The following is a 21,289-nucleotide window of genomic DNA, read 5'->3' as shown; positions in this document are numbered from 1 at the left end:
GCCCGACGACCGTCAAAGGTTTATTTGGGGGTGGCCGTTCTTGCATCTGTACCTACTGGTAGGTACGATCGCGGGCGTGAGTACCTCGGAGCGCCTCATCGAAAGCACCCGCGAACTGCTCTGGGAGCGCGGCTACGTCGGCACCAGCCCCAAGGCCATCCAGCAGCTCTCGGGCGTGGGCCAGGGCAGCATGTACCACCACTTCGACGGCAAGCCCGATCTGGCGTTCGCCGCGATCACCCGCACCGCCGAGGAGATGCGCGCCAAGGCGGCGCTGGAGCTCGACGGCCCCGGCAGCACCATCGAGCGGCTCACCGTCTACCTGCACCGGGAGCGGGACGTGCTGCGGGGCTGCCCGGTGGGGCGGCTCACCCAGGACCCCGAGGTGATGGCCGACCCGACGCTGCGCCGTCCGGTGCGGGAGACCTTCGGCTGGCTGCGCGGCCGGCTCGCCGAGCTGCTGGCCGAGGGCCGCGAGAGCGGCGAGCTGGACCCGGCACTCGACCCGGTCGCCACCGCCTCCACCATCGTCGCGGTGCTCCAGGGCGGCTATGTGCTGGCCCGCGCCGCCGACTCCACCGAGCCGTTCACCGAGGCCGTCGAGGGCGTCCTCGGCCTGCTCGCCGCCCGGTCCCGGCCGGGCACCCGAGCCTCCTGACGGCTCCGGCCGCCCGGCCCCGGGCGGCTACTTCGAGCGGTCGTCCGCCCGGGCGGCCGGCTCGCCCGGCTCGCGCCGGTGGCGGCGCCAGAGCCAGATGCCCAGCGCCAGCACCACCAGGGCCCCGACCACCACCGCCACCACCGTGCCGACCAGGTGCTCGACCCGGGCGTACGCGCTGCCCGCCGCGAAGCCGAGCAGGGTGAAGCCGACGCCCCAGAGCGTGCCGCCGGCCACGTTGAAGACGGCGAACCGCTTGTAGGGCATGTGCGAGGCGCCGGACAGGGTCGGCACCAGGGCGCGGAAGAGGGCGACGAAGCGGCCGAAGAAGACCGCCGCCGGGCCCTTCTCCCGGATGAAGCCGCGGGCCCGGTCGAGCTTGTCCCGGTGCCGCACCGCGGGCCCGGTCTCCAGCAGCCGCGGCCCGAAGTACCGCCCGACCGCGTAGCCGACCGTGTCGCCCAGGATCGCCGCCAGCACCACGACCAGCATCATCAGCGGCAGGTCCACCCCGCGGTGGGCGGCCGCGATGGTGCCGCCGAGGACCGCCGCGGTCTCGCCCGGCAGCACGAAGCCGACGAAGAGCGCGTCCTCGGAGAAGACCAGCGCCGCCACCACCGCGTACACCAGGGGCCCGGAGAGCCCGCCGAGCCAGTGGGTGATCGAGCCCATGGCCGCCGCTCCTTCCGCGTCGTGTCCCTCCCCACCGTACGCGGTGCCCCGCCCGGCGCAGCCGGTGTTCGCCGGCCGGTGCTCAGGAGAGCCGCAGCTCCCGTGCCGTCGGCTCGGCGAGCCGCGGGTAGGGCGCCTCGGCGGGCAGCAGCGCGGCGGCGGCCGCCCGGTCGCCGGCCCGCACCAGCCGGTGCACCTCGTGGGCGAGCGGCGTCACGTCGCGCACCGAGCGCAGCCAGTGGTCCGCGTAGTCGCGGGTCGCCGACCCGGCCAGGCCCAGTTGGAGCGAGCGGTACGGCAGCGCCGTGAAGTCCAGGTCGCGCTCCGGGTCCCACTGCACCCGCACCGTGGTCTCGCGCAACCGGTCCGCCCATGCCGCGCGGTCGGGGTGCACGTCGCGGTCGTAGTGCGACAGGCAGGCCTGCGCGAGGGCCGACTCGAAGCCCGCCCGGCTGATCTCCAGCGCCAGTACCACCTCCTGGCCCGGCTTGGTGCCCCAGCCGCAGCGGTACATCATCCAGCGGAAGCTCGGCTTGATCCAGGTCATCCTGCTCCGGCTCCAGACGGCCGGGAACTGCCCGTCGCGCGCCGTGGGTTCGCCGATCCCGGGCGGGTAGGCCTGGTAGACCGTCACCGTCTCGTCGGTGTAGGCGGCCCTGATCTGCCGCTGCGGGACCGGCTGCCCGGCCGGGGCGGACTCCTCGGACGGGGCGGACTCGACGCACTCCTCGGACCGGGTGGGCGGCAGTGCCATCAGAGGTGCTCTCCGACCCACTGCGCGAGCCGCTGGGCGCAGCCGTCGACCGCCTCGCGCCAGACCAGGTCGGCGCCCTCCCCCGCCTGGTCGCTGACGTACTTGACCAGCCGCACCGGCACACCCGCGCGCTGGGCCACGTCCACCAGCGCGTAGCCCTCCATGTCGACCAGGTGGGCCTGGGCCGCCAGCCGGTCGCGGGCCGCGGAGTCGGAGACGAAGAGGTCGCCGGTGGCCAGGGTGAGGCCCTCGGCGGCCAGGGTGAGCGGGCCGCCGAAGCTGCGGCCGGTCAGCGTGCGCAGCACCTCGGTGTCCAGGTCGTGCTGGAGCACCGTGCCGATCTCGTGGAACTCCCCGTCCAGGCCGGGGCGCAGCGCGCCCGCCGTACCCAGGTTGATCACCTCGCGCGGGTGCGGTCCGCTCGCCAGCACGGTGGCCAGCGCGGCGCTGGCGTTCACCTTGCCCATGCCGGTGAGCAGCACCGGGAGGCCGCGGTCCAGGTACGCGGCCTCCTCGGCCACGGCCAGGACGAGGAGCGGGCGGTCAGGGGCGACGGTTCCGATCAGCTGCATGCTGCCGATCGTAGTCAGCCGCCGCGCGGATCCCGCCCGGCGGCCGGCCCCGCCGCGTTCAGCTCTCGGCGCCGTAGCGGTGCTTCAGGTTGGGATCGTCCAGCCACCACGGGCGCATGCCCACCTCGCCGTCCCCCACCGCGGCCGTCGCCTCAGGGCCCTTGGTGGTCGCCGCGGCGACCGCCGCCTCGTACTGCGCGTCCAGCTCGGCGTCCACCGCCGCCGTCTCCTCGCGCCCCTGCACGATCATGCGGCGGACCAGCGCGCAGATGAACGGCAGGCCCACCAGGTCGCCCAGCACCCAGAGGCTGTTGCCGCCCCAGGTCTGGTCCTGCGCGATGCTCGGGCCCCACGGGCGGTCCAGCGCCACGTAGTAGTGCTCGGCGACGATGTGCCCGCCGTAGATGAGCACGATGCCCAGACCCGCGTCGAAGATCACCTCGGCGAAGGTGATGAAGAGTCCGACCAGGTGCGGGTACTCGTGCCCGACCGGGTCGATCTGCAGCCGCGGCCAGAAGTACGCCAGCCCGAGCAGCACCAGCGACACGTGCAGCCCGATGTTCCAGGCCCCGCTGCTGAGCGACTTCTCGTACCAGGGCGTGAAGTAGAGCAGCCAGGGCGGCGCCATCAGCAGCGCGGTCGAGATGGCCGGGAACATCAGCACCTTGGACGGGCCGCTGCGCAGCGCCCGCAGGATCCGCTCGCGCCACACCGGCGAGGCGGTCTCGGCCAGCAGCGAGACGGGTGCGCCGAGCGCGAGGAAGAGCGGGACCAGCATCAGCAGCAGGACCACCTGCACGGCCCGGTCGGTGAACAGGATCCGCTCGTAGACGCCCAGGCCCGAGCAGGTCGCCCAGACCCAGAGCAGCAGTCCGCCGAGGAACGCCAGCGTGCGGGTGGGCTGCCAGCGGGTGCCGGCTCTGGCCAGCGACCGCACGCCCAGCAGGTATCCGCCGCCGAGCAGCACGGCCAGCGTCAGCACCACCGGCTCGGCGGTCCACGAGGTGGCCAGGTCGGCCCACTGCCAGGGCGGCGGCCCGTGGTACCCGGCGGCCGTGGTCAGGACAGCTGTGCTCTGCATCGTTCGCGCTCCATGCTCCGCCGGGGTGCGGCGGTTCCCGAGCCATCATGGCCGACCGGAAGACGATCACGGTCGGCGGGGCACCGTGTCGCCCGCCCGGCGCGATCGGCCCGATGGGCCGTAATCCCTCCCCCACCGGGGCCGGAACCGCATAAGGTGCCCCTCGCGTCTTGGACCCGCCGGGGCGGCCCGGCAACGGCCGCGCTACCGGCGGCCCCAGGGAGCCACAGAGGCGTCACAACTGCAGCACACGTCACGTGTGGTCGTCGGACCTGATGGCCATACTGCTGGCAACGGGCCGCTCCCCGATCGTCGGGGCGGCCCACCGGGGAGGGTGGGGCGGGTGGCGACATCAGTGCGGACGGCGGCTCGACCGCCGGGGCAGGGCGGCGGCGCGCCACCGCCCGGGCCACGGCAGCAACCCGACACACCGGCCGGGCCGGCTGCCGCGCCGCGCCCGCGGCGGCGCGACCGGTGGCGGGCGGCGGCCGACAGCGCCCCGGGCCGGCTGCGGCTGACCTCGATCGGCCTGGTCGTCCTGATGCTCGGCTCCGGCGCGCTGACCGGCTGGCAGGTGGCCGGCCGCAGCCAGGCCGCCGACCAGGTGGTCACCCGCAGCCAGCCGCTGAGCCAGCAGGCAGCCGAGATCTACCGCTCGCTGGCGGACGCCGACACCACCGCCGCCGCCGGCTTCCTGCTGGCCGGCAACGAGCCGCAGCAGGTTCGCCAGCGCTACCAGGACGACCTGGCGAGCGCCGCCCAACTGCTCAGCCAGGCCGCCGCACAGAGCGGCGGATCCGCCCAGGCGCAGGCCTCGATCAGCCGGCTCAACCAGCAACTGCCCGTCTACTCCGGCCTGGTGGAGACCGCGCGGGCCGACGACCGGCAGGGCCTGCCGCTCGGCGCGGCCTATCTGAGCTACGCCTCCACCTCGATGCAGACCCAACTGCTGCCGATCGCCCAGCAGCTCGCGGACGCCGAAACGGCCCGGCTGAACCACGACTACGCCGACGCACGGGCCACCCCCTGGGCGGCCTACGTGCTCGGGGTCCTGGTGCTGGCCGCGCTGCTCCGCTGCCAGCTGCGACTCTTCCGGCACACCAACCGGGTCTTCAACCCCGGGCTGCTGGGCGCCACGGCGGCGGTGCTGGTCACCCTGCTCTGGCTGACCGGCGGGGTGCTGGCGGCCGACTCGGCGCTCTCCGACAGCCTGAAGCACGGCGCGACCCCGCTCCAGGCGCTCGACCTGGCCCGGACCGACGCGCTGCGGGCCCGCACCGCGGAGAACCTCAACCTGGTCGCCCGCGGCTCCACCACCCAGTACGCCAACCAGTGGACCAGCGCGGTGCAGGCCGACAGCGCGGCGCTGGCGGGCGCCGCTCAGCTGGCTCCCGGCGGCGCGCTGAGCGCCATCGAGGCCGCCCGCGACCAGTTCGCGCTCTGGACGCAGCGGCACACCGCGGCCGACGCCAGGAACAACGCCGGCGACTACCAGGGCGCGCTGGACGCCACCGTGGGCACCGGCCCGGACAGCACCCAGCCCGTCTACCAGAGCCTGGACCAGGACCTCGCGAACGCGGTCAAGGTCGAACAGGCCGACTTCCTGAGCGCGGCACAGAAGGGACGCGACGCCACCGGCACCGTCGTCCCCGCCGCGAGCCTGCTCACCCTGCTCGGCGCGGCCGGCGTGCTGCGCGGCCTCGGCCGGCGCCTGGCGGAGTACCGATGAGCACCGGACCCACGAGCGGAGTACCGATGACGAGGCGACACCTGCCGCGGCGGGCCCGCACCTTGCTGCTCGCCACCGCCCTGCTCGCCCCGCTCGCCCTCGCGGGCGCGGCGTCGGGCGCCCCCGAGCGGCCCGCGGCATCGGCGTCCACGGCCACGGCCACGGCCACGGCCGGCCTGCGGGCCGACGCCGCGACCGGCGCGACCACGGCGACCGGCGCGACCGACTGCGACCCGACCAAGAGCCTGCCGCCGAGCAGCAGCGACAGCGGCCCGGCCGTGAGCGCGATCCGCAAGCGCGGCGTACTGATCGCCGGCGTCGACCAGAACAACTACCACTGGGGTTTCCGCGATCCGTCCACCGGCCAGGTGGAGGGCTTCGACATCGACCTGGTGCACGCGATCGCGCAGGCGATCCTCGGCGATCCGAACAAGGTCCAGTTCAAGATGGTGCCGACCGCCGACCGTATAGAAGCCGTCAAGAGCGGTGAGGTCGATCTGATCGCGCGTACCATGACGATCACCTGCGACCGGCTCGGCGACGTGGCCTTCTCCACGGTGTACTTCCAGGCCGGGCAGCAGGTGGTGGTGCCGAAGGCGGCCAAGGCGAAGAGCGTCGACGACGCCCTGAAGGGGAAGACGGTGTGCGTGTCGAGCGCCTCCACCGCACAGGACGAGCTGGGGCAGAATCCACGCGGTGCGGCGGCGGTCAAGGTGGTCGGCAACGACCTCGACTGCCTGGTGCTGATGCAGCTCGGCCAGGTGGACGCCACCCTGACCGACAACGCGATCGCGGTCGGCCAGGCGGCCCAGGACCCGACGGTCCAGGTGGTCGGACCCGCCATCACCAATGAGCCCTACGGGATCGCGATGGCCAAGAACGCCCCCGACCTGGTGGCCCGGGTCAACCAGGTGCTGGCCGACTACCGGAGCAGCGGCGCCTGGCAGGCCGGCTACGACAAGTGGCTCGCGGCCTACCTCGGCCCCTCCGCCGGCCCGCCGCCGGCCCATTACCTGCCCTGACGGCGACCTGCCTGACGGCCCACCAGGTGCCGGGTGGAGACTGATCCGGACAAGAACGAGACCCGCTGACCTGAGGAGAGAAGGGCGTGGCGTTGACAGGATCCGCTGGCCCGGTGCTGAGCCGGGAGGAGGTGGACCGCGAGCTGGCCCGGCTGAGCGCCGAGCGCGAGGCCGTCGAGGCCGCGCTGCTCGCGCTCCAGGACCACCCCGGACGGCGCCTGCTGGAGGGCGCGGCCCTGTCCGGGCGCACCGAGGAGCGGTGGTCGGTGGCCGCGCCGGGGCTCGCCCTGCTGTGGGCCTTCTTCGACCGCTACTCCGAGGCGCTGGCGGCCGCCCGCGCGGTGCGCTCGCGCCGGGCGCGCCCGAGTTCACCCGAACTGGCCGAGCTGACCGAGCTGCTGCGCGGCCGGGCGGTCACCGTCTCGGGCGGCCAGCTGCCCGACGCGGCCCGGCAACTGGCGGGCCCGGCCCGGCTGGTGGAGCAGATCAGCCTCGGCGAGCTGATGGACCGGATGAACCACTGGTACGCCACCGTGCTGGAGGTGGTCAACGCCGCCGACGCCGTCTGGTCGGCGCTGCCGGCCCGGATCGACCTGCTGCTGGCCGAGCTGCGCCGGGTGTCCTCGCTGGCCGGCTCGGTCGGCGTGCGCGTCGGCGCGCACCCGCTCGGTGACGAGCTGGCCCGGCTGGAGCAGCAGTTGGGCGTGCTGCGGGCCGAGGTGGTGGCCGACCCGCTGGCGCTGTGGCGCCCGGCCCGGGTGCCCGCGCAGCGCGGCCGGGAGACCACCGCCGAGATGAGCCTCGCGCAGGCCGGCGCGGCCGGCGCGGTGGACACCGAGCGGTTCGACCGGGCGGGCCGGGCGCTGGACAGCGTCCGGGTCGAGCTGGAGCAACTGCTGCGGCTGCGCGACGAGGCCGACGAGCGGCTGCACCAGGTCGGCGACCTGCTGCGGCGCGCGGACGCCACGCTGGGCGAGGCCCGGCAGGCCCGCGGCGAGGTGCTGGCCAAGATCGCGGCCACCGAGGTGCCGGCCGTGCCGGGGCCGCTGGCGCAGCTGCGCGACGGCGTGCACCAGGCCGCCGAGCTGCGCCAGAGCGGGCAGTGGCACCGGCTGGCGCCGCTGCTGGACGCCCTGGAGGAGCAGGCCGCCCAGGAGTTGACCCGCGCCCGGCAGTCGCTGACCGAGGTGACCGCGCCGCTGGCCGTGCGTGCCGAGCTGCGCGGTCGGCTCGACGCCTACAAGGCGATGGCGGCCAGACTCGGGGTCGCCGAGGACCCCGAGGTGATCGAGCGGTACGAGAAGGCCCGGTGGCTGCTGTGGAGCGCGCCGTGCGATCTGCGCGCGGCGGCGGCCGCGGTGGCCAGGTTCCAGCAGGCGCTGCGTCCGGCGGCGGCGCCGCAGGACGCCCGGCGGTACGACGGACAGGGGAATTGAGAGCCATGGGCGAAGCATGTGTGCGGCCGGACTGCTCCGGCGGGGTGATCGACGAGGACGGCTACTGCACCGAGTGCGGCCTGGCGCCGCAGGCGGTGCCGGCCGCCCGCGCCGCAGTGTCCGCGAAGGCCGCGGCGGTCACGGCCGTCGCGGTCGCCGGGCCGGGCTCGCCCTGCGGGCGTCCCGACTGCTCGGGCACCATCGACCCGGACGGGTTCTGCGACGAGTGCGGCCTGGCCCCCGAGGCGGGCGGCTCGGCCCGGGGCCCGGCGCCCGCCGCCGGGTCGGGCTCCGGCGACTCGTCCTCGGTGCGCTCGATACCCTCCAGCCGCACCGGCTCCCGTTCGATGTCGGGCCGCTCCCGCTCGCACCGCTCCACCCGCACCGGCACCCGTGGCTCGGTCTCGGTGCGCAGCAGCAAGGCCACCGGCACCACCAGCAGCCGCAGCCGGCTGGGCGCCGGTCTGGTGACGGTGCCTCCGGTGCCGCGCGCCGACCCGGCCCAGGCCGTGCTGGAGAACCCGGAGGTCCCCGAGCGCAAGCGGTTCTGCAGCAGCTGCGAGCGTCCGGTGGGCCGGGAGAAGAACGGCCGTCCGGGCCGTCCCGACGGCTTCTGCACCAACTGCGGTTCGGCGTACTCCTTCACCCCCAAGCTGCGCCGCGGCGACCTGGTCGGCGGCCAGTACGAGGTGCTCGGCTGCCTGGCGCACGGCGGCCTGGGCTGGATCTACCTGGCGGTCGACCGCCGGGTCTCCGACCGCTGGGTGGTGCTCAAGGGCCTGCTGGACACCGGTGACGAGGACGCGCTGGCGGTGGCGATCGCCGAGCGGCGCTTCCTCGCCGAGGTGGACCACCCGAACATCGTGCGCATCATCAACTTCGTCGAGCACCCGGACCTGAACTCCGGCTCGGTCGACGGCTACATCGTGATGGAGTACGTCGGCGGCAAGTCGCTCAAGGAGATCGCCAACGAGCGCCGCACGCCCGACGGCCGGCGCGAGCCGCTGCCGGTCGAGCAGGCCATCGCCTACGCGCTGGAGGCGCTGCCGGCGCTGGGCTACCTGCACGGCCGGGGCCTGGTCTACTGCGACTTCAAGATCGACAACGTGATCCAGAGCGAGGACTCGCTCAAGGTCATCGACATGGGCGCGGTGCGCCGCCTCGACGACGACGGCCCGATCTACGGCACGGTCGGCTACCAGGCCCCCGAGATCGCCACCGACGGCCCCTCGCCCGCCTCCGACCTCTACACCGTGGCCCGCACCCTGGCCGTGCTCACCTTCGACTTCCAGGGCTACAGCACCACCTGGGTGGACGAGCTGCCCGGCCCCGAAGAAGTGCCGGTCTTCGCCGAGTACGAGTCCTTCTACCGCCTGCTGGTGCGCGCCACCGACCCGGACCCCAGCCGCCGGTTCTCCTCCGCCGAGGAGATGGCCGACCAGCTCACCGGCGTGCTGCGGGAGATCCTGGCGCTCAAGGACGGCGGCCAGCGGGCCGCCCTGTCCACCCTGTTCGGCCCCGAACTGCGGGTGGTCGACACCGAGTTGGTGACCGAAGGTGAGCCGCCGACGCCCGGCCTGCCGCGGCTGGCCCCGCTCGACGCCTCGGCCGCGGCGCTCGCCCTGCCGGTGCCCCGAGTGGACCCGAACGACCCCAACTCCGGCTTCCTGGCGGCCCTGATGGCCACCCGGGCCGCCGACGTGCTCAGCGCGCTGCAGAGCGCGCCGGTCAACTCGGTGGAGCGCCGGCTGCGCGAGCTGCGGGCGCTGATCGAGCTGGGCCGGCACACCGACGCCGCCCAGGCGCTGGCCGAGCTGCAGTCCGACCACGCGGACGACTGGCGGGTGGTCTGGTACCGCGGGCTCTCCCAGCTGACGGCGGCCGGATCCGCCGCGGGCGACACCGAGGGCACCGCGCAGTCCCGGGCGCTGGCCGAGGCCGCCGCCGAGGCCTTCGACGCGATCTACGACGCCTTCCCCGGCGAGGCGGCGCCCAAGCTGGCGCTGGCCGTCTGCGCCGAACTGCTGGGCCACGGCGAGGACGCGGCCGAGTTCTACCGCCTGGTGTGGACGACCGACCACTCCTACGTCAGCGCCGCCTTCGGCCTGGCCAGGGTGAGCCTGGCGGCCGGCGACCGGTCCGGCGCGGTGCGCACCCTGGAGTCGGTGCCGGAGACCTCCAGCCACTACACCGCCGCCCGGGTCGCGGGCATCCGCGCCCGGCTGCGGGAACGCTCCGGCACGGAGCCGCTCGGCGCCGACCTGGCCGCCAGCTCGACCCAGCTGAGCGCGCTGGGCCTGGACGACCGACGGCGCGAGGAGCTGTCGGTGGAGGTGCTGCACGCCGCGCTCGGCTGGACGCTGTCCGGCAAGCCCGGCGACCCGGAGGTGACCGTGCTCGGGCACGGCACCGCCGAGCGCGACCTGCGGTTCGCCCTGGAGCGTTCCTACCGCGTGCTGGCCCGGCTCGCCGAGCGGCCCGCGGCCAGGATCGAGCTGGTCGAACAGGCCAACCGGACCCGACCGCGAACCTGGGTGTGAGCTGATGAACGACCAGAGGGTCTGCCCGTTCTGTGCCGAGCCGCTCGACCCCGAGGACGCCTTCTGCGGCGCCTGCGGGCGCAGCCTGGCCCCGGCCGCCGACCGTGCCACGGCACCGGGCTCCACCGCGGCGGGTTCGCCCGCCGCCGAGGAGTCCGACTTCGAGCTGCCGGCGCCGCACGGCTGTGTGCACTGCGGCTCGCCGCAGATCTCCGACGGCTACTGCGAGGCCTGCGGGGGCGTCCAGCCGCGCCCGCGCGACCACCAGGAACGCGAGCTGTCCGGGGTGGCCGGGGTGAGCGACCGCGGCATCCGCCACCACCGCAACGAGGACGCCTTCACAGTGGCGGCCACCTCGCTGCCCGGCGGCGAGAGCGCCCAGGTCGCGGTGGTCTGCGACGGGGTCTCCTCGGCCTCCCGGCCCGACGAGGCCTCCCAGGCCGCCGCCGACAGCGCCGGCGAGGCGCTGCTGACCGCACTGGAGCACGGCCGGGCGCCCGAGCCGGCGATGCGTCAGGCGATCATGGCGGCCGCCGAGGCGGTGGCCGCGCTGGGCCGCGACGGCTCCCAGCAGGTCGGGCGCAACGCCCCGGCCTGCACCTTCGTCGGCGCGGTCGCGGCGGCCGGGGTGGTCACCGTGGGCTGGGTCGGCGACAGCCGGGCCTACTGGATCCCGGACGACCGCACCGGCGCCGAGCCCTACCGGCTGACCGAGGACGACTCCTGGGCGGCCGGCATGGTGGCGGCCGGCCTGATGAGCGAGGCCGAGGCCTACGCGGACGCCCGCGCGCACGCGATCACCGGCTGGCTGGGCGCGGACGCCGAGGACGTCGAGCCGCACACCGTCGCCTTCACCCCGCACGTCCCGGGGGTGCTGCTGATCTGCAGCGACGGGCTGTGGAACTACGCCGAGGCCGCCACCGACCTGGCCGACCTGGTGCGCTTCGACGCCCGGCAGGACCCGCTGCGCGCGGCCCGGGCCCTGGTGGCCTTCGCGGTCGCGGCCGGCGGCCACGACAACATCACGGTGGCGCTGCTGCCGGTGGTGCCCGACCCGGTCGGCGGCTACACCGAGACGCTGCTCGACCTCCCGGTGATCACCGCGCCGCCGGCCCCTCCCGGGCCGCCGGCCGTACCGCCGCTGCCGCCGCACCCGCCGCTACCGCCGCGCTGACGACGCTCCCCGGCCATCCACATCCCTTTTCCCCTCCTCAGGAGTCCACGGCCATGGCCAGTCTCGCCAAGTCGAACCTGCCCCGATTCAGCACCGACATCTTCCAGAACGAGTACCTCGCCGAGGGCGCCCGCGAGGTCAACGCGATCGTCACCGTCACCGCCACCGGCGGCGGCACCACCGGCGGCCGGCCGCTGGGCGCGAGTGACGGCGCGGCCGGCGCGGGCCAGAGCGCGGCCGTGGTGCTGATGGTGGACTGCTCCGGCTCGATGGACTACCCGCCGACCAAGATGCGCAACGCCCGCGACGCCACCGCCGTGGCGATCGACACCGTGCGCGACGGCGTGGCCTTCGCCGTGGTGGCCGGCACCCACGAGGCCAAGGAGGTCTACCCGGGCGACGGCGGCCTGGCGATAGCCTCCCCGGCCACCCGGGAGGCGGCCAAGCAGTCGCTGCGCAAGCTCACCGCGGGCGGCGGCACCGCCATCGGCAGCTGGCTGACGCTGGCCGACAAGCTCTTCCTGACCCGCCGCGACTTCGCCATCCGGCACGGCATCCTGCTCACCGACGGGCGCAACGAGCACGAGAAGCCGGAGGACCTGCAGCGGGTCCTGGACCGGGTGAGCGGCCACTTCACCGCCGACTGCCGCGGGGTGGGGACCGACTGGGAGATCGCCGAGCTGCGCCGGATCTCCTCCGCGCTGCTCGGCACGGTGGACATCGTGGCCGAGCCCTCGGGCCTGGCGGACGACTTCCGCTCGATGATGGAGGCCGCGATGGGCAAGCAGGTCGCCGACGTGGCGCTGCGGGTCTGGACCCCGGCCAACGCGAGCGTCCGGTTCGTCAAGCAGGTCGCCCCGAACCTGGAGGACCTCACCGAGCGCCGCATCGAGGCCGGGCCGCGGGCCGGCGACTACCCCACCGGGTCCTGGGGCGACGAGAGCCGCGACTACCACGTCTGCGTGGAGGTCCCCTCGGCCGCGGTCGGCAACGAGATGCTCGCCGCCCGGATCTCGCTGGTGCTGCCGCAGCCCGACGGCACCACCGAGGTGCTCTCCCAGGGGCTGGTCAAGGCGGTCTGGACCGACGACCTGTCCTCCTCCACGCGGATCAGCCCGCAGGTCGCGCACTACACCGGCCAGGCCGAACTCGCCGAGTCGATCCAGGAGGGCCTGGAGGCGCACCGGGCCGGGGATGTGGACCGGGCCACCGCCAAGTTGGGCGCCGCCGTGCGGCTGGCCCACCAGACCGGAAACGAGGGCACCTTCAAGCTTCTGCAGAAGGTGGTGGATGTGGTGGACCCGAAGGAGGGTACGGTTCGGTTCCGTAAGGATGTGAGCGAGGCCGACTCGATGACGCTGGAGACCCGCTCCACCAAGACCGTCCGTGTGAAGAAGTGACCTTTCGTGACCTGGTACCGCTCCGGGCCGGACCTGCTCAGATGTGGGGGACTTGATGCCGATCTGCCCTAGGGGCCATGAGTCGCAGGCCGAGGACTGGTGCGACTTCTGCGGCTTCCCGATGCACCCGGCCTCCGGCCAGGTGCCGGGCTCGGTCGGTGTGGACCCGTACCAGGCACCGCCGATGCCGCCCGCCCCGCCCGGCATGCACCCCGCGCCCGGCGCGCCCGGGATGCCCGGCGGCTACGCCGGTGCGACCGAGGGCCTGGTCACCTGCCCGATCTGCCGGACCCCGCAGACCGGGCGGTACTGCGAGGAGTGCGGCTACGACTACGAGCTCGCCGCCGGCGCCCCGCCGCAGCAGCAGCACCAGGGTTTCGGCTACCCGCAGCCCGGACCGGCGCAGCACGGCGGTTACGGCTACCCGCAGCAGGGGGCCCCGGGCTACCCGCCCGCGCCCGAGCAGCCCGGCTACCACGCCGCACCCGCGCAGCCCGGCTACCACCCCGCGCCCGAGCAGCCCGGCTACCACCCCGCGCCCGAGCAGCCGGGTGGGTATCCGCCGGCGCCCGAGCAGCCGCACGGCCTGCCCGGCTACCCGCCGCCGCCCGAGCAGCCCGGTCCGCCCGGCTACCCGCCCGCGCCCGAGCAACCGTCCCGGGACCCGTACGGCACCTCGTTCCACCTGGCGCCGCCCTCGGCCCAGGTGCAGCCGGAGCCGGTCCGGTCCACCTGGGTGGCCGTGGTCAGCGCCGACCGGCAGTACTTCACCGACATGATGGCGCGCAGCGGCCCCGAGGCCTCCGGGCTCTTCTTCCCGCCGTACTGCCCCGAGCGGCGGATCCCGATCACCGGCCGCGGCCAGCTGCGGATCGGACGGCGCAGCCAGCACCGGGGCACCGTCCCGGAGATCGACCTGTCGGTGCCGCCGGAGGACCCGGGCGCCTCGCACCAGCACGCGATGCTGGCCGAGCAGCCGGACGGCAGCTGGGTGCTGGTGGACCAGGACTCCACCAACGGGACCACGCTCAACGGCGGTGCCGAGCCGCTGGCGCCGCACACCGCGATCCCGCTGAACGAGGGCGACCGGATCCACATCGGCGCCTGGACCACGATCACCATGCTGCGGGCCTGACCGCGGGGAACCGGCCTTCGGTCGTACGACCGAAGGCCGGTTCCGGCTTCCCACGGCAGTCTGCGACCATGGTCGGATGACTGAGATCGGGCGTGCGGAGAGTCACGAGGAGAGCTTCTTCGAGACGGTGGGCGGCGAGGCCACCTTCCGTCGGCTGGTGCACCGCTTCTACCAGGGTGTGGCCGAGGACGAACTGCTGCGCCCGATGTACCCCGAGCAGGACCTGGCCGGTGCCGAGGAGCGGCTGGCCCTGTTCCTGATCCAGTACTGGGGCGGTCCGCGCACCTACAGCGAGCAGCGCGGGCACCCGCGGCTGCGGATGCGGCACGTGCCGTTCAAGGTGGACCGGGCCGCGCACGACGCCTGGCTGCGACACATGCGGGTGGCGGTGGACGAGCTCGCGCTGGAACCGCAGGCCGAGCGGCAGCTCTGGGAGTACCTGAGTTATGCGGCCGCCTCGATGGTCAACTCGCACTGAACACAGGTCGATTACGCCTTTGACATGCCCCGTGCGTATTTGGTTTCGTTACTGACCGCTTTCTTACAAAACCCTTCCCCAGCTGAACCTTCTCTGACAGCATCGCCCGTTATTCGGTGCAGGGGTCCCGCACGCCGGAACACGGCCTCCGCCGTGTCCGGTGCGCCCGGGCACGGCACCACACGGGGGTGGACCGAGGCTTCGGGGAGGGGCATCGACCATGGGCGGCTTCATTCTGCGCAGACTGCGCAGCAGGCTGGCACTGGCCGCGGCGGCGGTGCTGACCATCGTCCTGACGGCCACCGTGCTCTGCACGCTGAACGCCTTCGAATCCGGGGTCGGCGATGCCGGGGTACGCCGCGCGATGGCCGTCCAGGACCGGGCCAGGGCCACCGTCCAGGTCACCGACGACGTCGCGAGCTCCGGCCGCGCGCCGGTCGACCAGCAGGTCCGGGGGCTGGCGAGCCGGATCTTCGGCCCGCTGCCCGCCCAGGTGCGCGAGATCGCCCGCAGCCACGCCTACGGCCTGCCCGCCACCGGCGCCACCGGTGCGAACGGCCAGCCGGTCGACCCCGACCTGACCCTGCTCGCCTCGCTCGACCCGGCCGAGGTCACCCTCAGCGCGGGCCGGCTGCCGCAGGCCGCCGCCCCCGGCGGCCCGGTCCAGGTGGCCGTGCCGGACACCGTGACCCACCGGCTCGGCCTGCGGCCCGAGGCACTGCCCACCGCGCTGCACCTGGTCGACCGGTACGACGGCTCCGCGCTGGACGTGCTGATCACCGGCACCTACCACCCCACCGACACCGCCGATCCGTACTGGCAACTCGACCCGCTCGGCGGGCACGGCGTGACCGTCAACGGCTTCACCACCTACGGCCCGCTGCTGGTCCAGGACTCCGTCTTCACCGGCGGCACGGTCACCCAGCAAAGCCTCGCCCTGCTGCTCACCGGCGACTTCTCGCACGCCAGGGCCACCGAGCTGGACGCGCTGCGGGACCGCACCGCCCAGCAGATCGCCGCCTTCCGGACCGGCACCGGGATGACCGCGACCAGCTCGCTGACCGGCGCCCTGGACGACCTGCACAACGACCTGCTGGTGGCCCGCTCCACCCTGGTGATCGGCGCGCTCCAACTGGCCGTCCTCGCGATCGCCGCCCTGGTCCTGGTGACCCGGCTGCTGGGTGAGCGCCAGGCCGCGGAGAACGCCCTGCTCACCGCGCGCGGCGCGACCTGGCGCCGGATCGCCGGGCTGACCGCGCTGGAGGCCGGCCTGCTGGCGCTGCCCGCCGTGCTGCTCGCCCCGCTGCTCACGCCCGCGCTGCTGACCCTGCTCGGCCGCTACGGACCGCTGGCCCACGCCAAGGTGCGGCTGAGCGGTGGACTGACGCCCGTCTCCTGGCTGCTGGCGCTCGCGGTGGCCGTGGGCGCGGTGCTGGTGGTGCTGGTGCCCGCCGTCACCCGGGTGCTGGGCACCTCGGTGCTGCAGCGCCGGGCCGGCCGCCGCCAGGCGCTGGTCTCCGCACTCGGCCGCTCCGGCACCGACCTCGCGCTCCTCGTGTTGGCCGCGCTCGCCTACTTCCAGCTCGCGCACTACGGCTCCGGGCCGGGCAGCAGCGTCTCCGCCACGGCGGCGGGCAGCGCCGCGGCCGGCGGCGGGGCGCTGTCCGCGGACGCCTCCGGGCGGCTCGGCCTGGACCCGGTGCTGGTCACCGCGCCCACCCTGGCCCTGTGCGCCGGCACCGTGCTGGCCCTGCGGCTGCTGCCGCTGGTCGCCCGGCTCGGCGAGCGGTGGGCCGGGCGCCGGCGCGGGCTGCCCGGCGCGCTGGCCGGCTGGCAGTTCGCCCGCCGGCCCCGGCGCAACGCCGGCCCGGTCCTGCTGATGGTCTTCGCGATCTCGATGGGCATGCTGGCGCTCGGCCAGGCCGCCTCGCTGAGCGCCTCGCAGCGCGACCAGTCCGCCTTCGCCAGCCTCGGCGGGCTGCGGGTGACCAACCTGGCGGTGCCCGCCCTCGGCCAGGGCGGGGTGCTGGACCAACTGCCCGCCGGCTCCCGCTTCCTGCCCGTCTCACGGCAGGAACTCCCGCTGCAGGCCGGCAGGATCGGCCAGCTGCTGGCCATCGACGCCAAGGCCGCCGCCGCCTCGGTGCGGATGCGCCCGGACCTGTCCGGCGGACGCACCCCGGCGCAGTTCTTCGCCCCGCTGACCGGCACCGGTACTGACAGCGGGGGCGCCGACGTCGGCGGGATCGTGCTGCCGGGCAAGCCGATCCGGCTGAACCTCGACCTGTCGGTGCGGTCCGCCGTGTCCGCCACACCCGCGGAACCCCCGGGCGAGTTCACCCCTGACCCGGGCTTGGGCCCGCCGACCCCCGCCCCGGCCGTGCGGCTCGAACTGCGGGACCGGCACGGGATTCCCTTCGAGGCCCTGACCGTCGGTGTCCCGGCGGACGGCGACACCAGCGTCTCGGCCGACCTGGCCCCGCTGATCGGCTCCCCGGCCGGCCGGGCCGCCTATCCGCTCACCCTGACCGGTGTGAGACTCACCTACGACGGGCCCGTGTTCGGCGACCTGCAACAGCAGTTGACGGTCCACCGGATGACCACGACCGACCTGGACGGCGGCTCGACCACGGCGATCGGCTCGGCGGCGCGGAGCTGGACGGTACGGTCCGGCGCCACCCTCGCCCCGGCGAACGGACAGGACCTGTTCGGCGTGACCTACACGGCCGGGCAGCGCGAGCTGAACAAGGACACCTGGCTGGCCGTCGGCGGTTCCGGCGGCGCCCCGCCGACCGTGCTCGACGCGCTCGCCACCAAGGATTACCTCACCGCCACCGGCGCCGCCGTCGGCCAGGTGATCCCGCTGTCGCTCGGCTCCGCCAGTCTGCAGGCCAGGATCGTCGCCGTGGTGCCCGCGCTGCCCGGTGCCGGCGGCCAGAGCGGCGGCCCGACCACCGCGCTGATGGTCGACCTGCCCACCGTGGACCAGATGCTGAGCGCCAACGCGAGCCTCACGCTGCCTCCCACCGAGTGGTGGCTGCCCGGCACCGGACCGACCGACCCCGCCCCGGCCCAGGCCGCCGCCGCACTGCGGGCGGGCACCGTGCCCGCCCAGCTGCAGGTGTACCAGGAACTGGTCTCCGGCCTGCGGGACGATCCACTGGGCGCCGCCCCGCAGAGCGCGCTGCTGGCGCTGACCGTCGCGGCCGCGGTGCTGGCGGCGATCGGCTTCGCCGCCGCCGCGGTGGGCGCCGCCGGCGAACGGGCCGCGGAGTTCGCCGTGCTGCGCGCGCTCGGCACCGCGCACCGGCAGCTGGCCAGGACCGCCGCCGCCGAACAGGGCATCCTGATCGCCCTCGGCCTCGGCGTCGGCGCCGCGCTCGGGACCGCGCTGACGCACCTGGTGGTGCCGCTGACCGTGCTCAGCGCGGACGCCCACCGCCCGACGCCCGCGGTGCTCGTCGTGCTGCCGTTCGGGCAGGTCCTGGTGCTGCTCGCGGCGGTGGCCGCGCTGCCGGTCCTGCTCACCGTCCACCGGGTGCTGCGGCCCGCCCGTGCCAGCGAGACCATCGCCCGTCTGCGTCACTCGGAGGAGATGTGAGCCCCGCTCGCGAACCGCTCGATCGCGAGCCCGCCACCGAGCGGACCGCGAGCGGCGCCATGGCCGGCCGGGCCCCGGCCCCCTGGGTCAGGGCCAGGCTGCGCAGCAGCCGGGCCGCTGCCCTGCTGCTGGCCCTGCTGGTGCTCGGCAGCACCTTCCTGGCCGCCGCGCTGCCCCGGACCCTGGACCGGGACAGCGACCAGGCCCTGGCCAAGCTGCTCAGCGACACCACGCCCCATGCGCGCAGCCTGACGGCTTCCGTGGAGAGCGACTCCCCCGGCAGGAGCAGGTCGGCCTACAGCCCGTGGGTCCTGGACCAGGTCGCCCAGCGGCTGCGGGGCGACCTCACCGCCCCGCTGGCCCCCTCGCCCGACGAGGACTCCTACGGCGCGAGCAGCGGCTACCGCTACCTGACCGACCCCGCGCTGCCCCGGCCCGAGGGTGAGGACCCCACGCTCAGCCTGTTCACCCTGCACGGCCAGGACTCCCACCTGCGGCTGGTGGCCGGCAAACTGCCCGACGGCCACAGCCTCGACGACGACGGCAACGGCCACTTCGACATCGCGCTCGCCAAGCCGGTGGCCGACCGCCTCGGGCTCGGCGTGGGCGCCACCCTGAACACCAGCAAGCTCACCGCCCTGGCGCGGTCCAGGCCGCACGCGGCGGAGCCCTCGGTCCAGGCCGTGGTGGTCGGCATCTTCGAGCCGACCGATCCGAACCAGGCGCTCTGGTCCACCGCCGGCTGCCTCACCAGCCCCTGCCTGGGGTCCGTCGGCACGCCGCCCACCACCTACTGGGAATCCAACGCCCTGGTCGCCCCCGAGGATCTGAGCGCGCTGCCCCAGTGGAACGCGGCCAAGCTGTTCTGGCAGATCCCGATCGACCGGCACCACCTGCACAGCTACCAGCTCGACCAGGCACAGCGGTTGATCGGCTCGATGCTGGACGGCCCGTTGGCCACCGCGCTGAGCAGCGGCGTCGGAGTCCCCGGCCTGCGCCCCGCCTCGATGCTGCCGGACATCTTCACCCAGGCGCGCAACCAGCAGGCCGCCGCCGCTCCGCTGCACGCGATCGGACCGATCGGCGCCGGCGCGGTGGCCCTGGTGGTGCTGCTGCTGGCCGCCGGGCTCGCGGTGGACCGCCGCCGTGCCGAGCTGCTCCTGCTGCGGGCCCGCGGCGGCTCGCTGGCCGCCATCGGCGGGCGGCTGCTCGCCGAGACCGCCGTGCTGGTCGTGCCCGCGGCGGCGCTCGGCATCGCGCTCGCCCTGGCCCTGCTGCCCACCCCGCGCTGGACGGCGGCAGTGCTGACCGGCCTGGCGGCCGGTCTGGTCGCGCTGCTGCCGTTCCCGCTGCGGGCGGTCCTGCTGCTGCGCGGCACCGGTCCGCGCGGCAAGGGCCGCGGCGACGCCCGGGCGCCTCGTCCGGCCCGCCCGAGGCGGTTCGCCCGGCTGCTGGGCAGCCCGCGCCGACTGGTGGCCGAACTGGCCGCGCTGGCCCTGGCCGCGGCCGCCGTCCTCGCGGTGCAGCGGCGCGGCATGGCGCCGCCCGGCACCTCGCTCGACCTGCTGCTCACCGCCGCGCCGCTGCTGCTGGCGGTGGCCGGAGCGGTCCTGCTGGCCAGACTCTTCCCGCTGCTGCTCGCGCCCGGGGTGCGCTGGGCGGCCCGGCGACCCGGTGCGATCGGCTTCCTCGGCCTGGCCCGGGCCACCCGGACCGGCGCCGCGAGCAGCCCCGGCGGCGGCACGGCCACCGCCGACGGCGGATCGGCGGCCAGGCCGGGGCCCACCCTGCTGCCGCTGCTGGCCCTGCTGCTCGCGATCACCACCGCCGGCTTCGGGGTCACCCTGCTGAGCTCCGCCGACGGAGCCCGTCAGGTGGCGATCCGTCAGGAGGTGGGCGCCGACGCCCGGGTCCTGGCCGACACCTCCACCATCCTGCCCCCCGGGTTCCCCGCGGCCGCCGCCAGGCTGCCCGGGATCCGCTCCAGCACTGCGGCGGTGATCGACGACGCGGCCGCGACCGGCACCGCGGACGGCAGCGCGCTGCCCGACACGATCCTCGTCATGGTCGACCCGGAGAGCTACGCCGCGCTGGCCCGGCAGGTCGGCTACGGCCAGTTCGACCCGGCGCTGCTGAAGGCCCCCGCCGACGCCGGCGACCCGGTGCCCGCCCTGGTCAACGCCCCCTACGCGGGCCGGCTGGGCAACCAGGGCAACGACGTCCAACTGCCGGACGTCTACGGCAGGCTGCGCATCCAGGTGGTCGGCACCGTCCAGGCCACCCCCGCGGTGCCGGTGCTCGGCGAGCGGCCGCTGCTCCTGGTGTCGAGCGCGGCGGTGGCCCACCAGCGGCCGGCGGCGGCGCCGCTGACAGACGCGCCGACGGCGTGGTTCGGCAGCGGCGACGGGATCACCGGCGCGGTGCTGGGCGGGCTGCTGAACCAGGAGCTGGGTGCGGGCAAGGACGCGACCACCCAGGTGAACGCCGGATTCAACATCGCCACCCGGGACGACTACGCCCGCAAGCTGGCCGACGAGCCGCTGCAGCACTCGGCCGAGCAGTTGTTCTGGGCGTCGGTCGCCGCCGCAGCCGGCTACAGCGTGCTCTCGCTGCTGCTGACCCTGCTGCGTGCGGCGCCCGAACGGTCGGCGCTGCTGGCCCGGTTGCGCACCATGGGCCTGCGTCCGCGCCAGGGGCTGGTGCTGATCATGGTCGAGGCGCTGCCGCAGACCCTGGTGGCCGCGGTGGCCGGGGCCGGCATCGCCTGCCTGTCGGCACCGCTGCTGGGCACGGCGGTCAACCTGTCGGCCATGGTCGGGACGAGCGTGCCCGGCGGGCTTCGAGCGGCCCCCGGACAGGTGGCCTGGCAGGCGCTGATCCTGGCCGGGCTGTCCACCGTAGTGGTGATCGCGGAGACGCTGTTCGCCGGGCGGCGGCAGATCAATACCGAGTTGAGAGCGGGTGACCAGCGGTGAGCACATCGGCGAGCGGCGAGCGGCGCGGTACTGGTGGGGCCGACGACGCCTCGGCGGGGGAC

At 74.9% G+C, this 21,289-nt stretch carries 15 protein-coding genes; 11 read left to right on the top strand and 4 right to left on the bottom strand.

The features are described 5' to 3' along the window. The first annotated feature begins 76 nt into the window (after window positions 1-76). Window positions 77-658, top strand: coding sequence for a TetR/AcrR family transcriptional regulator (locus tag ACFZB9_RS14230; RefSeq protein WP_391446892.1), 582 nt, complete (start codon window positions 77-79; stop codon window positions 656-658). 27 nt (window positions 659-685) lie between these two features. On the opposite strand, the gene ACFZB9_RS14225 is transcribed toward ACFZB9_RS14230, so the two are convergent. The 4 genes from ACFZB9_RS14225 to ACFZB9_RS14210 form a co-directional block, all read right to left on the bottom strand. Further along, window positions 686-1,330, bottom strand: a complete 645-nt coding sequence (locus ACFZB9_RS14225; RefSeq protein WP_391446890.1) for a DedA family protein — start codon at window positions 1,328-1,330, stop codon at window positions 686-688. Between the two features lie 82 nt (window positions 1,331-1,412). Then, on the bottom strand, window positions 1,413-2,084 hold the full coding sequence (locus tag ACFZB9_RS14220; RefSeq protein ID WP_391446889.1) for a DUF4291 domain-containing protein: 672 nt from the start codon (window positions 2,082-2,084) through the stop codon (window positions 1,413-1,415). Further along, window positions 2,084-2,656, bottom strand: coding sequence for a nucleosidase (locus ACFZB9_RS14215; protein ID WP_391446888.1), 573 nt, complete (start codon window positions 2,654-2,656; stop codon window positions 2,084-2,086). Before ACFZB9_RS14215 ends, ACFZB9_RS14220 begins: the two co-directional genes overlap by 1 nt. Window positions 2,657-2,714: 58 nt before the next feature. Further along, window positions 2,715-3,737 (bottom strand): cytochrome c oxidase assembly protein, encoded by a 1,023-nt coding sequence (locus ACFZB9_RS14210; protein ID WP_391446887.1) that lies wholly within the window; start codon window positions 3,735-3,737, stop codon window positions 2,715-2,717. Between the two features lie 343 nt (window positions 3,738-4,080). Between ACFZB9_RS14210 and ACFZB9_RS14205 the strand changes: the two genes are divergently transcribed. From ACFZB9_RS14205 to ACFZB9_RS14160, 10 genes are all read left to right on the top strand, one after another. Continuing rightward, window positions 4,081-5,466, top strand: coding sequence for a hypothetical protein (locus tag ACFZB9_RS14205; RefSeq protein ID WP_391446886.1), 1,386 nt, complete (start codon window positions 4,081-4,083; stop codon window positions 5,464-5,466). 26 nt (window positions 5,467-5,492) lie between these two features. Beyond that, window positions 5,493-6,488 carry a glutamate ABC transporter substrate-binding protein gene (locus ACFZB9_RS14200; RefSeq protein ID WP_391446885.1) on the top strand — a complete coding sequence of 332 codons (996 nt, stop codon included), beginning with the start codon at window positions 5,493-5,495 and terminating at the stop codon, window positions 6,486-6,488. A gap of 86 nt (window positions 6,489-6,574) precedes the next feature. After that, on the top strand, window positions 6,575-7,924 hold the full coding sequence (locus ACFZB9_RS14195; protein ID WP_391446883.1) for a hypothetical protein: 1,350 nt from the start codon (window positions 6,575-6,577) through the stop codon (window positions 7,922-7,924). A 5-nt stretch (window positions 7,925-7,929) separates the two neighbouring features. Continuing rightward, window positions 7,930-10,464 (top strand): tetratricopeptide repeat protein, encoded by a 2,535-nt coding sequence (locus ACFZB9_RS14190; RefSeq protein ID WP_391446881.1) that lies wholly within the window; start codon window positions 7,930-7,932, stop codon window positions 10,462-10,464. Window positions 10,465-10,468: 4 nt separating this feature from the next. Next, window positions 10,469-11,638: a protein phosphatase 2C domain-containing protein gene (locus tag ACFZB9_RS14185; protein WP_391446879.1), complete on the top strand. Its 1,170-nt coding sequence runs from the start codon at window positions 10,469-10,471 to the stop codon at window positions 11,636-11,638. 53 nt (window positions 11,639-11,691) lie between these two features. Then, window positions 11,692-13,038, top strand: a complete 1,347-nt coding sequence (locus tag ACFZB9_RS14180) for a VWA domain-containing protein (RefSeq protein ID WP_391446877.1) — start codon at window positions 11,692-11,694, stop codon at window positions 13,036-13,038. 55 nt (window positions 13,039-13,093) lie between these two features. Continuing rightward, complete coding sequence (locus ACFZB9_RS14175; protein WP_391446875.1) at window positions 13,094-14,173, top strand: FHA domain-containing protein; 1,080 nt, start codon at window positions 13,094-13,096, stop codon at window positions 14,171-14,173. A gap of 76 nt (window positions 14,174-14,249) precedes the next feature. After that, window positions 14,250-14,651: a globin gene (locus ACFZB9_RS14170; protein ID WP_391446874.1), complete on the top strand. Its 402-nt coding sequence runs from the start codon at window positions 14,250-14,252 to the stop codon at window positions 14,649-14,651. A gap of 220 nt (window positions 14,652-14,871) precedes the next feature. Then, window positions 14,872-18,252: an FtsX-like permease family protein gene (locus ACFZB9_RS14165; RefSeq protein WP_391446873.1), complete on the top strand. Its 3,381-nt coding sequence runs from the start codon at window positions 14,872-14,874 to the stop codon at window positions 18,250-18,252. Then, entirely contained in the window at window positions 18,249-21,227 is a 2,979-nt protein-coding gene (locus ACFZB9_RS14160) for an FtsX-like permease family protein (protein ID WP_391446871.1), read from the top strand. Before ACFZB9_RS14165 ends, ACFZB9_RS14160 begins: the two co-directional genes overlap by 4 nt. The last annotated feature ends 62 nt before the right edge of the window (window positions 21,228-21,289 follow it).

This window comes from Kitasatospora sp. NPDC008050 (assembly GCF_042957465.1).
Lineage (GTDB): Bacteria > Actinomycetota > Actinomycetes > Streptomycetales > Streptomycetaceae > Kitasatospora.
This window is presented reverse-complemented; position numbering and strand designations above follow the sequence as displayed.

Bases quoted from the DNA above. Each gene is read 5' to 3' on its own strand.
- ACFZB9_RS14175 (WP_391446875.1), top strand. From the start codon at position 13,094: ATGCCGATCTGCCCTAGGGGCCATGAGTCGCAGGCCGAGGACTGGTGC.
- ACFZB9_RS14180 (WP_391446877.1), top strand. From the start codon at position 11,692: ATGGCCAGTCTCGCCAAGTCGAACCTGCCCCGATTCAGCACCGACATC.
- ACFZB9_RS14165 (WP_391446873.1), top strand. From the start codon at position 14,872: ATGGGCGGCTTCATTCTGCGCAGACTGCGCAGCAGGCTGGCACTGGCC.
- ACFZB9_RS14225 (WP_391446890.1), bottom strand. From the start codon at position 1,330: ATGGGCTCGATCACCCACTGGCTCGGCGGGCTCTCCGGGCCCCTGGTG.
- ACFZB9_RS14220 (WP_391446889.1), bottom strand. From the start codon at position 2,084: ATGGCACTGCCGCCCACCCGGTCCGAGGAGTGCGTCGAGTCCGCCCCG.
- ACFZB9_RS14215 (WP_391446888.1), bottom strand. From the start codon at position 2,656: ATGCAGCTGATCGGAACCGTCGCCCCTGACCGCCCGCTCCTCGTCCTG.
- ACFZB9_RS14210 (WP_391446887.1), bottom strand. From the start codon at position 3,737: ATGCAGAGCACAGCTGTCCTGACCACGGCCGCCGGGTACCACGGGCCG.
- ACFZB9_RS14170 (WP_391446874.1), top strand. From the start codon at position 14,250: ATGACTGAGATCGGGCGTGCGGAGAGTCACGAGGAGAGCTTCTTCGAG.
- ACFZB9_RS14200 (WP_391446885.1), top strand. From the start codon at position 5,493: ATGACGAGGCGACACCTGCCGCGGCGGGCCCGCACCTTGCTGCTCGCC.
- ACFZB9_RS14190 (WP_391446881.1), top strand. From the start codon at position 7,930: ATGGGCGAAGCATGTGTGCGGCCGGACTGCTCCGGCGGGGTGATCGAC.
- ACFZB9_RS14185 (WP_391446879.1), top strand. From the start codon at position 10,469: ATGAACGACCAGAGGGTCTGCCCGTTCTGTGCCGAGCCGCTCGACCCC.